The following is a 13,381-nucleotide window of genomic DNA, read 5'->3' as shown; positions in this document are numbered from 1 at the left end:
ATCAGGCAACGGGTGCGGGTGGTGGCTCGTCCGGCAGGGTCGGCTCACCGGGTTCGGCGGGTTGGGGGTAGTCCGGCTCAGGTTGGCCGGGGATGCCGCCCCCGTATGCGGGGTCGGCCATCAAGGACCAGGCCAGAACGCCAATCTGGTTGGGTTCAAGCCGGGCAAGTTCTGCGCTGATTCGCGGGTCGAGCTTCATAAGGTACTCCTCAAGCGTGGCCCGGCGCGTTTTACACGCGCCGAGGCAGTACACCTAGATAGAGTCACTTTCCGCAGACTAATTCCCTTTGCGTGTAAGACCTTTCGATCAGGCGCGTGGGAGAGTGACGCCGCGCTGGCCCTGGTACTTGCCGGCACGGTCTTTGTAGGACACTTCACAGGCCTCGTCGGACTGCAGGAACAGCATCTGCGCCACACCTTCGTTGGCATAGATCTTCGCCGGCAAGGTGGTGGTGTTGGAGAACTCGAGGGTCACGTGGCCTTCCCACTCCGGCTCAAGCGGCGTCACGTTGACGATGATGCCGCAACGCGCGTAGGTGCTTTTACCCAGGCAGATGGTCAGCACGTCACGCGGGATACGGAAGAACTCCACGGTGCGCGCCAGGGCGAAGGAGTTGGGCGGGATGATGCATACGTCGCTCTTGACGTCGACGAAGCTCTTTTCGTCGAAGTTCTTCGGATCGACGATCGCCGAGTTGATGTTGGTGAACACCTTGAACTCATCGGCGCAGCGCACATCGTAGCCGTAGCTGGAAACGCCGTAGGAAATCACCGGGGCATCGCCTTGGCCACGGATCTGGCGCTCGACGAACGGTTCGATCATGCCGTGTTCTTGCGCCATGCGGCGAATCCACTTGTCCGATTTGATGCTCATGGCGGGTGTCCTGAATAGCGAGGTGGAAAAATTCTGTGGGGCATCTTACCGGGGCCGGCGTTGGGGTTCAAAGGCCACGCGGCTTTTCTTGATGAACGCGCCTGCTGCTATAAGCCACAGCCAGCGGGGCCGGGACCCATATTGCCGTGCAAGGTGACCGCAAATACCACCGCCAGTCACGAAAATGGAGAAACCTTCGGAAATACCATTGGCACGTTCCGGAAAAAGGGTTAAGGTGGCGCCACTGTGCTGCTTGTGTCACTGAGAATCTCTACACGATATGTTGAATTTCGATCCAACCATCTCCAAGAATTTTTCCTGCTCTTTGCACTCAGTCTCGGCCAGGGCTTTTCCTGAGTCGCAGTTAACTTTGTCCAAGGAGATACACCATGTCTAATCGCCAAACTGGTACCGTTAAGTGGTTCAACGATGAAAAAGGCTTCGGCTTCATCACTCCACAATCCGGTGACGACCTGTTCGTTCACTTCAAAGCTATCCAATCCGACGGCTTCAAAAGCCTGAAAGAAGGCCAACAGGTTTCTTTCATCGCTACCCGCGGTCAGAAAGGCATGCAAGCTGAAGAAGTTCAAGTTATCTAACTTGTACTGACTTAGTCGAAAAGACCCCGCCCTTAAAAGCGGGGTTTTTTTATGCCTGGGATTTGGCCCTATCTGCAAATAAGATACGGCATAAACCAATGTGGGAGGGGGCTTGCCCCCGATTGCAGTGTGTCAGTCAATACAGATTTGACTGAACCATCGCTATCGGGGGCAAGCCCCCTCCCACATTCAAGCATTCAAGCCAATTCGTTATTGAAACAACGACTCACTCGACAAGCCATTCTTCTCCAGGATCTCACGCAAGCGCTTGAGCCCTTCTACCTGGATCTGCCGCACCCGCTCACGGGTCAGGCCGATCTCCAGGCCTACGTCTTCCAGGGTGCTGCTCTCATGGCCGCGCAGGCCGAAGCGGCGAATCACCACCTCGCGCTGCTTGTCCGTGAGTTCCGACAGCCACTGGTCAATGCTTTGGGACAGATCATCATCCTGCAACAGCTCGCAAGGATCCGTAGGACGATCATCGGTCAGGGTGTCCAGCAGGGTTTTATCCGAATCCGGACCCAGCGAGACGTCGACCGAAGACACACGCTCGTTAAGGCCCAGCATGCGCTTGACCTCCCCTACCGGTTTTTCCAGCAGGTTGGCGATTTCTTCGGGCGAAGGTTCATGATCGAGTTTTTGGGTAAGCTCACGCGCTGCCCGCAGGTAGACGTTGAGCTCCTTGACCACATGGATCGGCAACCGGATCGTACGGGTCTGATTCATGATCGCCCGTTCGATGGTCTGGCGAATCCACCAGGTGGCATAGGTCGAAAAGCGGAAGCCCCGCTCAGGGTCGAACTTCTCCACCGCCCGGATCAGGCCCAGGTTGCCTTCCTCGATCAAGTCCAACAGGGACAGCCCACGATTGACATAGCGTCGGGCGATTTTCACCACCAGGCGCAGGTTGCTTTCAATCATGCGTTTGCGCCCAGCCGGATCGCCCTTCTGCGACAAGCGCGCAAAATGGACTTCTTCTTCGGGAGTCAACAGAGGGGAAAAGCCGATTTCATTGAGGTACAGCTGGGTCGCATCGAGCGCCCGAGTGTAGTCAATGTACTTGTGTTGCTTTAACGCGGTGGAGTTCTTGGATTTGGTGCGAACTGAAGGTACAGCAGGTCCCTCATTCGACATCGATTCCGTAGCGATACCGGTCTCCATCAGGAGAACCTCATCGTCGATGTCAAACTCCGGCGCTTCTTTACTGAGAGCCATTGTTATAGTCCTTTGGTGAGTTCGACCTCAAGCTCAAGCGGCGCCTTTATCCTTGGCAACGCTGGAGCCTGTTCCTTCTACGTGAGGGAACAGGCTGTGCAACACATCAACGACGGGGTAGGAATTGCAGCGGATCTACAGGCTTCCCTTGACGGCGAATCTCAAAGTGCAGTTTCACCCGGTCTGTACCAGTTGACCCCATTTCGGCAATTGTCTGTCCGACTTTGACCTGCTGCCCCTCCCGAACCAACAGCCTGCGGTTGTGACCGTAAGCACTGACGTAGGTGTCGCTGTGTTTGATGATGACCAGCTCGCCGTAGCCCCGTAAACCACTCCCGGCGTACACCACTGTCCCATCAGACGCAGCTAAAACAGGCTGTCCCAAATCTCCGGCGATATCAATGCCTTTATTCAAACTACCGTTTGAAGAGAATTTTCCAATTAACACTCCGTTTGAGGGCCATCCCCAGCCGGTCGGCGCAGGCCCGGCAGGTGGCAACGGCGCGGGTGCCGGCTTGCTTGCAGGGGTAGGTGCGGCGGTGCCTGCAGGGCGGGTAATGATGGTGGTTTTGCTGGAGGACGACGGCGAAGATCCAGTGTTTGTCACAACTGTCGTAGGCGCAGAACCGGTACGGCCGTCGAAGCGAATCGTCTGACCGGGATGTATCGTGTAGGGCACAGGAATATTGTTACGGGCTGCGAGCGCCTTGTAGTCCCAGCCATAGCGGAAGGCGATCGAGAACATCGTATCGCCCTTGCGCACCACGTATTGCCCGGTGGTCACCGTCGGCTTTTGCGGCACGGCATTATTACGGTCCACCACCCGTGCGCCGCTGCTTGGCGAGCTGGAGCAGCCGACCAGCACGGAACTGAAGACGAGGCCAAGCACCAGTCGATGAAAGCTTGTTTTACTCATACGCTGCGCAAGACCTGTGAGACTCACCCGCCGCTCCCTTTGTGGTGGCTGAACATGAATGCCTGTATCAGGCTTGAAATATGACGCAAGTATAACTGGGCATTGGAGTTTTACCGTCACACGCCGGAAACGAAACATTCATCGCGTTTAATTCCGACTCCCGATCATGTTGACTCGATAGACCCCGCCGTAAGACACATCCCCGCCAACAGAATTCACTGCCCGCGAACAAATGATCAGGCCAGCGGCCCATTGAGCAACGGCACAAAACGCACGGCCCCCAGCACATGCCGGGAAAAGCCTTCATCCTCACGGATAATGAGCATCAATTGTTGCACTTCGCCGGAGCCTACCGGGATCACCAGGCGTCCGCCGGGGGCAAGTTGATCGAGCAACGCTTGCGGAACATCGGTGGCCACGGCGGTCACGATGATGCCGTTGTAAGGCGCCAGCGCCGGCCAGCCTTCCCAGCCGTCCCCCCAGCGGAACACCACGTTGCGCAGGTTCAACTCCACCAGGCGCTCCTTGGCCCGGTCTTGCAGCACCTTGATGCGCTCGACCGAGAACACCCGCTCCACCAGTTGCGCCAGCACGGCAGTCTGGTAGCCGGAGCCGGTGCCGATTTCCAGCACCTTGTCCAACGGCCCCGCCGCCAGCAGCAGCTCGCTCATGCGCGCCACCATGTACGGTTGGGAGATGGTCTGGTTGTGGCCGATGGGCAGCGCCGTATCTTCATAGGCCCGGTGGGCCAGGGCTTCATCGACAAACAGGTGGCGAGGCGTACGCCTGATCACTTCCAGCACCTGGGCGTTGGACAAACCTTCTTCGTACAGGCGCTGGATCAGGCGTTCACGGGTACGCTGGGACGTCATCCCGATGCCCCGGCGCAGCAAGTCGTCTTGTTCACGGCCCATCAGCGCAGCCCCTCCAGCCAGCCATCGAGACCACTGAAGGCATCACTGAAGGTGCGATCAAATTGCAATGGGGTAATCGACACATAGCCTTGCATCACCGCATGAAAGTCCGTGTCTTCACCACCATCTTCAGCATCACCTGCCGCTGCGATCCAATAGCCTTCCTTGCCACGCGGGTCGACCACCTTCAACGGCGCCGCCGCACGGGCGCGATGGCCCAGGCGCGTCAGCTTGATGCCGCGAATATGATCGAGGGGCAGGTTGGGAATATTGACGTTGAGCACCGTACGCGGTGGCAGGTCCAGAGAGCCATGGGCCTCCACCAGCTTGCGCGCGAAATGCGCGGCGGTTGCCAGGTTATCCAGTTGCCGCGAGGCAAACGAAAAGGCGAACCCGGTACGGCCCAGGAAGCGCCCCTCAAGGGCTGCCGCCACGGTCCCGGAATACAGCACATCATCCCCCAGGTTTGCACCGAGGTTGATGCCCGACACCACCAGGTCCGGCGCCTGGTCCAGCAGGCTGTTGATTGCCAGGTGGACACAGTCGGTAGGCGTGCCGTTCACACTGATAAAGCCATTGGCCAAGACTTGCGGGTGCAGCGGACGGTCGAGCGTCAGCGAACTGCTGGCGCCACTCTTGTCCTGGTCAGGGGCAACCACCACGCACTCGGCATAATCCTGCAGCGCAGCATAGAGCGCGGCAAGACCGGGTGCGGTGGCACCGTCATCGTTTGATATCAGAATACGCATGGGTTGTCCGTCTGCCCCACCGGCACCAGATCAACAAGCTCGCGCACCAACACAGTGGCGAAGCATCCGGCCGGCAGGACGAATTCCAATTGCAGAATGTCCAGCGAGGGATAATGCCACGTCAAACCGCCAATGGGCAGTCGAAGAATGCGACGTTCCTGGCTCATGCCGGCATTCACCAGCCAATCACGCAAGTCGGCTTCACCAGCGGCAACCGCCTGTTCCAGCTCGAAGGTTGCACCACTGGCCGGCGAGTCGCCCTCGCCCCACTGCGGCCCGGTCGGGTGCAGGTCCAGAATGGCCAGGCGCGGGTCGCTGCATTCCGCTTCGCCAGCCGGGAAAAAACTGCGGCTGTCGGTAAACGCCAGCAGGTCGCCGACCTGGGCACGTTGCCACGAACCATCGGACACGCGCGCGGCCAGCACTTTGTTGAACAAAAAGCTGCGGGCGGTGGACAGCAACCGCGAACGCACATTGCGCTGCTCCGGCAAGGCTTTGCGGGCGGCCCACTCGCGAGCGTCCACGACATTGCCGCCATTGTGGCCAAAGCGCTGGGCACCGAAATAGTTGGGAATGCCGTGTTGGGCAATCTGTTGCAAGCGCGCATCGATGGCGGCGGTATCACCGGCCAACTGCGTCAGGCGCAAAGTGAACCCATTGGCCGAATGCGCACCGCGCTGCAGCTTGCGCTTGTGGCGGCCGGTCTTGAGAATCTTGAGCGTGTCATTCTCCGCCGCGCTCATGTCCGGGTCGGCCTTGCCCGGCAGTTGCACGCTGAACCATTGGCGGGTCAACGCCTGGCGATCCTTGAGCCCGGCATAGCTGACGGTGCGCAACGGCACCCCGGCCGCCTTGGCGATACGCCGCGCAGCTTCCTCGGTATTGAGGCCGCGTTTTTCCACCCACAACCACAGGTGTTCGCCTTCACCGGTCAGCGGAATGTCCAGCACCTCGTCGACCTGGAAGTCTTCGGCCGTCGCCTTCAGTACCGCGCTGCCCAAGGCCTCGCCATAGGCTCGCGGGCCCAGCAGTTGCAGGTCATTCATGCGCGCAGCAACAAGGCAACGGAGTGCACGGCAATGCCCTCTTCACGGCCGGTGAACCCGAGCTTTTCAGTGGTGGTGGCTTTCACGTTGACTTGATCCAATTCAATTTGCAGGTCGGCGGCAATCAGCGCGCGCATCGACTCGATATGCGGGGCCATCTTCGGCGCCTGGGCCACGATGGTGTTGTCAACGTTGCCGACCTTCCAGCCCTTGGCATGGACCAGGCCAACCACATGGCGCAACAAGACACGGCTGTCCGCGCCCTTGAAAGTCGGGTCGGTGTCTGGAAAGTGCTTGCCGATATCGCCCAATGCCGCTGCGCCAAGCAACGCATCGCTCAAGGCATGCAACACGACGTCGCCGTCGGAATGAGCCAGCAAACCATGGTGGTGTGCAATACGCACGCCGCCCAGGGTGATGAAATCGCCTTCGGCGAAACGGTGCACATCGTAGCCGTGGCCAATACGCATAAAAAAACGCCCCGATTTAATTCAGGGCGTGATTCTACCTACTTTTGCCTCACATTAACCGAGCAAAGCACGGCCATGGTGTCGCAAATGGTCTTCGATGAAGCTGGCGATAAAGAAGTAGCTGTGGTCGTAGCCGGGTTGCAGGCGCAGTTCCAGCGGATGGTTGGCTGCCTTGGCCGCTTGTTGCAGGGCTTCAGGCTTGAGTTGCACGGCGAGGAAATCGTCGCGGTCGCCCTGGTCCACCAGCAGTGGCAGCTTTTCCGAGGCTTCGCCGATCAGTACACAGGTGTCCCACTCGCGCCACTTGGAACGCTCTTCACCCAAGTAGCGGGAGAAGGCTTTCTGGCCCCATGGGCAATCCATCGGGTTGTTGATCGGCGAAAACGCCGACACCGACAGGTAACGTCCAGGGTTACGCAAGGCACACACCAGCGCACCGTGGCCGCCCATGGAGTGGCCGCTGATGCCGCGCTTATCCGACGCCGGGAAATGCCCTTCGATCAACGCCGGCAATTCCTGCACGACGTAGTCATACATCCGATAGTGCTTGGCCCAGGGTTCCTGGGTGGCATTCAAATAGAAGCCGGCGCCGAGACCGAAATCCCACGCGTTGTCCGGGTCGCCCGGCACACCCGGACCACGCGGGCTGGTGTCCGGCGCCACAATGATCAACCCCAGCTCGGCAGCCATGCGCTGGGCGCCGGCCTTCTGCATGAAGTTCTCATCGGTGCAGGTGAGACCCGACAGCCAGTACAACACCGGCAATTTGCCGCCCTGCTCCGCTTGCGGCGGCAGGTAAACGGCGAAGGTCATGTCGCAACCGAGCACATCGGAATGATGCTTGTAGCGTTTATGCCAGCCGCCGAAGCTCTTCTGGCACGACAGGTTTTCCAGACTCATGGCGAACCTCAGAAGTGGATGACGGTACGAATGCTCTTGCCTTCATGCATCAGGTCAAACGCTTTGTTGATGTCTTCCAGGCCCATGGTGTGGGTGATGAAGGTGTCCAGCGGGATCTCGCCGGTCTGGGCCATTTCCACGTAGCTTGGCAGTTCGGAGCGGCCACGTACGCCACCGAAGGCCGAACCGCGCCAGACGCGACCGGTCACCAACTGGAACGGGCGGGTAGCGATTTCCTGGCCGGCACCGGCCACGCCGATGATCACCGACTCGCCCCAGCCCTTGTGGCAGCACTCGAGGGCGGCGCGCATCAGTTGCACGTTGCCGATGCATTCGAAGGAGAAGTCCACGCCGCCGTCGGTGAGGTCGACGATCACGTCCTGGATCGGACGATCGTAGTCTTTCGGGTTGATGCAATCGGTCGCACCCAGCTGCTTGGCGATTTCGAACTTGGCCGGGTTGATGTCGATGGCAATGATGCGACCTGCCTTGGCTTTAACCGCACCAATCACTGCCGACAGGCCGATACCGCCGAGGCCGAAGATCGCTACGGTATCGCCTGGCTTGACCTTGGCGGTGTTGATCACAGCACCGATGCCGGTGGTAACGCCGCAACCGAGCAAGCAGACTTTTTCAAGTGGGGCTTCTTTAGGAATCTTGGCCACGGAAATTTCCGGCAGCACGGTGTACTCGGAGAAGGTCGAGGTGCCCATGTAGTGGAAAATCGGTTGGCCTTTGTAGGAGAAACGCGTGGTGCCGTCCGGCATCAGGCCTTTGCCTTGGGTGGAACGGATGGCCTGGCACAAGTTGGTCTTGCCCGACAGGCAGAACTTGCACTTGCCGCATTCCGGGGTGTACAGCGGGATGACGTGATCGCCCACGGCTACCGACGTCACGCCCTCACCGATCGCCTCAACCACCGCACCGCCTTCATGGCCGAGGATCGACGGGAAGATGCCTTCCGGGTCGGCGCCCGACAGGGTGTAGGCGTCGGTATGGCACACGCCGGACGCGACCACGCGCAACAGCACTTCACCCGCCTTGGGCATGGCGACATCCACTTCGACGATCTCAAGGGGCTTCTTGGCTTCGAAGGCTACGGCGGCGCGGGACTTGATCATCCGGGTTTCTCCATCGGGGTTAAAAACTGAGGCGACGAGTGTAAAACATGGCTGGCTGATGAATAATCCAGGCAAAAGCAAAACTTTATTGCTGCATGGGGATAATCGACATGCTTGAGAACCGCTGGGAAGGTATCGATGAGTTTGTCGCGGTGGCCGAATGCAGCCAGTTCACGGCGGCGGCGGAACGGCTGGGGGTGTCGTCTTCCCATATCAGCCGGCAGGTGGCGCGCCTGGAAGAACGCCTGCAAACCCGGTTGCTGTACCGCAGTACGCGCAAGGTGACCCTGACCGAGGCCGGCCAGACCTTCTTGCAACACTGCCAACGCCTGCAGGACGGGCGTGAGGAAGCGCTGCGTGCGGTGGGCGATCTCACCAGCGAGCCCAAGGGCATGTTGCGCATGACCTGTGCCGTGGCATATGGCGAGCGCTTTATCGTGCCGCTGGTGACACGGTTCATGGGGCTGTATCCGCAGTTGCGTGTGGATATCGAACTGAGCAACCGCCAACTGGACCTGGTGCATGAAGGCCTCGACCTGGCGATCCGCCTGGGGCGCTTGCAGGATTCGCGCATGGTCGCCAGCCGCCTCGCACCTCGACGCATGTACCTGTGTGCGTCGCCGTCCTACCTCGCTCGGTATGGTCGGCCACATAGCTTGTCGGAATTGAGCCGGCATAACTGCCTGATCGGCAGCTCGGATATCTGGCAACTGGCCCAGGACGGGCGGGAGTTTTCCCAGCGCGTGCAGGGAAATTGGCGCTGCAACAGTGGGCAAGCGGTGTTGGATGCGGCGCTACAGGGCGTCGGGTTGTGCCAGTTGCCAGACTATTACGTGCTGGAGCATCTGCACAGTGGCGCGTTGGTATCGTTGCTGGAGGCGCATCAGCCGCCGAATACGGCGGTGTGGGCGTTGTATCCGCAGCAAAGGCATTTGTCGCCGAAGGTCAGGAAATTGGTGGATTTCTTGAAGGAGGGGTTGGCTGAGAGGCCGGAGTACAGCAGTTGACTGTTGGTTGTTTGGAGGGGCCTCATCGGGGACAAGCCCCTCCCACACTTGGAATGCATTTCAATGTGGGAGGGGGCTTGCCCCCGATGGGGTCGACACGGTATCGCGGATTACCTGCGGTTAGCCCACCGCAACCGCAGCCACTCCAAATCTTCCGGCCGGGTCACTTTGATATTGTCCGAGCGCCCTTCGATCAGGCGCGGCGCCTGGCCGGACCATTCCATCGCCGAGGCTTCATCGGTAATCACCGCATCCGCCACCAGGCTGTCGGCCAAGGCACGATGCAAAGCCCCCAAGCGGAACATCTGCGGCGTATAAGCCTGCCAGATCAAGCTGCGATCAACGGTCTCGACCACGCGGCCATGCTTGTCGACGCGCTTGAGAGTGTCGCGGGCCGGCACGGCCAACAGACCACCCACAGGATCGTTCAACAGTTCGCTTAATAACTTGTCGAGATCATCACGACTCAGGTTCGGCCGTGCCGCATCGTGCACCAACACCCAATCGTCATCGCTGGCGCCCAGGGCATTGAGTTGCAGCAGCGCATTGAGCACAGACCCCGAACGCTCGTCGCCGCCATCCGCACGCACGATGCGTGGGTCGTTGGCGCAAGGCAGGTTGGGCCAGTAAGGATCATCGACAGCAAGGCTGACCACCAACCCTTTAAGGTCTGGATGGTCAAGAAAACAGCCAAGACTGTGTTCGAGAATAGTGCGCCCGCCCAGTTGCAGATATTGCTTGGGACGGTCCGCGGCCATACGGGCACCGACGCCCGCGGCAGGAATCACGGCCCAGAAGGCCGGCAAACGGTTACTCATTGGGCCAACTGGTAGAGGGTTTCGCCCTCCTTGACCATGCCCAATTCATGACGAGCCCGTTCTTCCACGGTCTCCGTACCTTTTTTCAGCTCTAGCACTTCGGCATCGAGGACGCGGTTACGCTCCAGCAGGCGTTCGTTTTCGGCGTGCTGGTCGGCAATTTGCTGGGTCAGGTCTTTTACCTGCGCAAAGCTGCCATTACCCACCCATAGGCGGTACTGCAGGCCAGCCAGCAACAAGAGCAAGACGAGGAACAACCAATTGGGACTGCGCATCGAATATCGGGTATCCAGTGAAAAAAGACCGCCATGCAAAACTTTTGCAGCAACTGATAGCACGAAGCCTGGAAAAACCAGGCTTGTGCTTGATAGCCATCAGATTAGCGCCGAAATCCACACTGTCGTGAGTTTTCCGACGCAATCCGCCGACTTTTTACCATGTTTCACCATCAACTAGCGATCAGCCGCGAAACTCGCCGCGACCGTTGTACTTGGCCTTGCCAGCCAGTTGCTCTTCGATACGCAGCAATTGGTTGTACTTGGAAACACGGTCGGAACGGCACAGGGAACCGGTCTTGATCTGGCCGGCCGAGGTGCCCACGGCCAGGTCGGCAATGGTCGAGTCTTCGGTTTCGCCGGAGCGGTGCGAGATCACGGCGGTGTAGCCCGCAGCCTTGGCCATCTGGATGGCTTCCAGGGTTTCGGTCAGGGTGCCGATCTGGTTGAACTTGATCAGGATCGAGTTGGCGATCTTTTTATCGATGCCTTCTTTCAGGATCTTGGTGTTGGTCACGAACAGGTCGTCGCCCACCAGTTGGATCTTCTCGCCGATCTTGTCGGTGAGGATTTTCCAACCGTCCCAGTCGGACTCGTCCAGGCCGTCTTCGATCGAGATGATCGGGTAGCGCTGGGTCAGGCCCTTCAGGTATTCAGCGAAACCTTCGGAGTTGAACACCTGGCCTTCGCCGGACAGGTTGTACTTACCGTCCTCGTAGAACTCGCTGGCCGCGCAGTCCAGGGCGAGGGTAACGTCGGTGCCCAGCTTGTAGCCAGCATTGGCCACGGCTTCGGAGATCACTTTCAGTGCATCTTCGTTGGACGCCAGGTTCGGTGCAAAACCGCCTTCGTCACCCACCGCAGTGCTCAGGCCACGGGCCTTCAGCACAGCCTTGAGGTGATGGAAAATCTCGGTGCCCATGCGCAAGCCTTCGGAGAAGGACTTGGCGCCGACCGGCTGTACCATGAATTCCTGGATGTCGACGTTGTTATCGGCGTGCTCGCCACCGTTGATGATATTCATCATCGGCACCGGCATCGAGTAGACACCCGGGGTGCCGTTCAGGTTGGCAATGTGCGCGTACAGCGGCAGGTCCTGGTCCTGTGCGGCGGCCTTGGCAGCGGCCAGGGACACGGCGAGGATGGCGTTGGCGCCCAGGCTGCCTTTGTTTTCGGTGCCGTCGAGCTTGATCATCGCGTGGTCCAGGGCTTTCTGGTCCAGCGGGTCCTTGCCCAGCAACAGGTCACGGATCGGGCCGTTGATGTTGGCAACAGCTTTCAGTACACCCTTGCCCAGGTAACGGCTCTTGTCGCCATCACGCAGTTCCAGCGCTTCGCGCGAACCGGTAGAAGCACCGGACGGCGCGCAGGCGCTGCCGATGATGCCGTTATCGAGAAGCACGTCGGCTTCGACGGTGGGGTTGCCACGGGAGTCGAGAACTTCACGACCTTTGATGTCGACGATTTTTGCCATTGTTGTAAACACTCCAAAGTTGACGAAAACGACGCAGCTGAAGGGAATCTTTTGACCGACCGCAAGGGTGGAACAACGGGGCAGGCTTGCAGGCGACAAGGCCCAGGCCCGCAGGCCTGAGCGTAAAGCGTGGGAAAGTCTACCGGAGAAACGACGCTTACGCGGTCTCTACCGTCGGAAAACTCTTGACCAGTTCATCCAACTGCTTGAGCTGGGCCAGGAACGGCTCCAGCTTGTCCAGGCGCAGCGCGCACGGGCCGTCGCATTTGGCGTTGTCCGGGTCCGGGTGGGCTTCCAGGAACAGGCCGGCCAGGGACTGGCTGATGCCTGCCTTGGCCAGGTCCAGCACCTGGGCACGGCGCCCGCCCGCGGAATCGGCGCGACCACCGGGCATTTGCAGCGCGTGGGTCACGTCGAAGAACACCGGGTATTCGAACTGTTTCATGATGCCGAAACCAAGCATGTCCACCACGAGGTTGTTGTAGCCGAAGCTCGAACCCCGCTCGCAGAGGATCAACTGGTCGTTACCCGCTTCCACGCACTTGTTCAGGATGTGTTTCATCTCCTGGGGTGCGAGAAACTGGGCTTTCTTGATATTGATCACGGCGCCGGTCTTGGCCATCGCGACGACCAGGTCGGTCTGGCGCGACAGGAAGGCCGGCAACTGGATGATGTCGCACACCTCGGCGACCACGGCAGCCTGTTCAGGCTCGTGGACGTCGGTGATGATCGGCACGCCGAAGGCTTGCTTGATGTCCTGGAAGATCCGCATGCCTTCTTCAAGGCCCGGGCCGCGATAGGAGGTCACGGACGAACGGTTGGCCTTGTCGAAGCTGGCCTTGAACACGTAAGGGATACCCAGTTTCTGGGTGACCTTGACGTACTCTTCACAGACCTGCATCGCCATGTCGCGGCTTTCCAGCACGTTCATGCCGCCGAACAGCACCATGGGCTTGTCGTTGGCAATCTCGATGTCGCCTACGCGAATGATCTTCTGGGCCAT

General features: G+C 59.5%; 16 protein-coding genes. 2 read left to right on the top strand and 14 right to left on the bottom strand.

What is annotated here, in order from left to right:
* Nucleotide 1 precedes the first annotated feature (1 nt).
* Both M2497_RS07600 and dcd read right to left on the bottom strand, forming a co-directional pair.
* A complete protein-coding gene (locus tag M2497_RS07600; protein ID WP_222541111.1) occupies nt 2-199 on the bottom strand; it encodes a hypothetical protein in 198 nt (65 codons plus the stop codon).
* A 108-nt stretch (nt 200-307) separates the two neighbouring features.
* Entirely contained in the window at nt 308-874 is a 567-nt protein-coding gene (dcd, locus tag M2497_RS07595; protein ID WP_010212421.1) for a dCTP deaminase, read from the bottom strand.
* 389 nt (nt 875-1,263) lie between these two features.
* Here dcd and M2497_RS07590 point away from each other — a divergent pair, with 389 nt between their 5' ends.
* On the top strand, nt 1,264-1,473 hold the full coding sequence (locus tag M2497_RS07590; protein WP_002554837.1) for a cold-shock protein: 210 nt from the start codon (nt 1,264-1,266) through the stop codon (nt 1,471-1,473).
* 210 nt (nt 1,474-1,683) lie between these two features.
* Here the strand turns inward: M2497_RS07590 and rpoS are convergent, their stop codons facing one another.
* From rpoS to M2497_RS07550, 8 genes are all read right to left on the bottom strand, one after another.
* The gene (gene rpoS / locus M2497_RS07585; RefSeq protein ID WP_025855149.1) at nt 1,684-2,688 is read right to left on the bottom strand and encodes an RNA polymerase sigma factor RpoS; all 1,005 of its coding nucleotides are present in this window, start codon (nt 2,686-2,688) and stop codon (nt 1,684-1,686) included.
* A gap of 106 nt (nt 2,689-2,794) precedes the next feature.
* Complete coding sequence (locus M2497_RS07580; RefSeq protein ID WP_248486656.1) at nt 2,795-3,631, bottom strand: peptidoglycan DD-metalloendopeptidase family protein; 837 nt, start codon at nt 3,629-3,631, stop codon at nt 2,795-2,797.
* Nucleotides 3,632-3,840: 209 nt separating this feature from the next.
* Nucleotides 3,841-4,476 carry a protein-L-isoaspartate(D-aspartate) O-methyltransferase gene (locus M2497_RS07575; protein WP_010563544.1) on the bottom strand — a complete coding sequence of 212 codons (636 nt, stop codon included), beginning with the start codon at nt 4,474-4,476 and terminating at the stop codon, nt 3,841-3,843.
* Nucleotides 4,477-4,517: 41 nt separating this feature from the next.
* Nucleotides 4,518-5,267, bottom strand: a complete 750-nt coding sequence (gene surE, locus M2497_RS07570; protein WP_248486654.1) for a 5'/3'-nucleotidase SurE — start codon at nt 5,265-5,267, stop codon at nt 4,518-4,520.
* Nucleotides 5,255-6,313 carry a tRNA pseudouridine(13) synthase TruD gene (truD, locus tag M2497_RS07565; protein ID WP_248486652.1) on the bottom strand — a complete coding sequence of 353 codons (1,059 nt, stop codon included), beginning with the start codon at nt 6,311-6,313 and terminating at the stop codon, nt 5,255-5,257. Before truD ends, surE begins: the two co-directional genes overlap by 13 nt.
* Nucleotides 6,310-6,783: a 2-C-methyl-D-erythritol 2,4-cyclodiphosphate synthase gene (ispF, locus tag M2497_RS07560; protein WP_248486650.1), complete on the bottom strand. Its 474-nt coding sequence runs from the start codon at nt 6,781-6,783 to the stop codon at nt 6,310-6,312. Before ispF ends, truD begins: the two co-directional genes overlap by 4 nt.
* Nucleotides 6,784-6,837: 54 nt before the next feature.
* Nucleotides 6,838-7,683, bottom strand: a complete 846-nt coding sequence (fghA, locus tag M2497_RS07555) for an S-formylglutathione hydrolase (RefSeq protein WP_248486648.1) — start codon at nt 7,681-7,683, stop codon at nt 6,838-6,840.
* An 8-nt stretch (nt 7,684-7,691) separates the two neighbouring features.
* Nucleotides 7,692-8,804: an S-(hydroxymethyl)glutathione dehydrogenase/class III alcohol dehydrogenase gene (locus M2497_RS07550; RefSeq protein ID WP_010212435.1), complete on the bottom strand. Its 1,113-nt coding sequence runs from the start codon at nt 8,802-8,804 to the stop codon at nt 7,692-7,694.
* A 110-nt stretch (nt 8,805-8,914) separates the two neighbouring features.
* On the opposite strand from M2497_RS07550, the gene M2497_RS07545 reads away from it, so the two are divergent.
* Complete coding sequence (locus M2497_RS07545) at nt 8,915-9,811, top strand: LysR substrate-binding domain-containing protein (protein ID WP_058425273.1); 897 nt, start codon at nt 8,915-8,917, stop codon at nt 9,809-9,811.
* A gap of 110 nt (nt 9,812-9,921) precedes the next feature.
* Here the strand turns inward: M2497_RS07545 and ispD are convergent, their stop codons facing one another.
* From ispD to kdsA, 4 genes are all read right to left on the bottom strand, one after another.
* Nucleotides 9,922-10,629, bottom strand: a complete 708-nt coding sequence (gene ispD, locus M2497_RS07540) for a 2-C-methyl-D-erythritol 4-phosphate cytidylyltransferase (RefSeq protein ID WP_248486646.1) — start codon at nt 10,627-10,629, stop codon at nt 9,922-9,924.
* Nucleotides 10,626-10,904 carry a cell division protein FtsB gene (ftsB, locus tag M2497_RS07535; RefSeq protein ID WP_003172294.1) on the bottom strand — a complete coding sequence of 93 codons (279 nt, stop codon included), beginning with the start codon at nt 10,902-10,904 and terminating at the stop codon, nt 10,626-10,628. The genes ispD and ftsB overlap by 4 nt, the downstream gene beginning before the upstream one ends.
* Before the next feature lie 184 nt (nt 10,905-11,088).
* Nucleotides 11,089-12,378, bottom strand: coding sequence for a phosphopyruvate hydratase (gene eno / locus M2497_RS07530; RefSeq protein ID WP_003189193.1), 1,290 nt, complete (start codon nt 12,376-12,378; stop codon nt 11,089-11,091).
* A gap of 157 nt (nt 12,379-12,535) precedes the next feature.
* Complete coding sequence (gene kdsA / locus M2497_RS07525; protein ID WP_010563535.1) at nt 12,536-13,381, bottom strand: 3-deoxy-8-phosphooctulonate synthase; 846 nt, start codon at nt 13,379-13,381, stop codon at nt 12,536-12,538.

The sequence above is a fragment of the Pseudomonas sp. CYM-20-01 genome (assembly GCF_023169845.1).
Classification (GTDB): Bacteria; Pseudomonadota; Gammaproteobacteria; order Pseudomonadales; family Pseudomonadaceae; genus Aquipseudomonas; species Aquipseudomonas azotoformans.
This window is presented reverse-complemented; position numbering and strand designations above follow the sequence as displayed.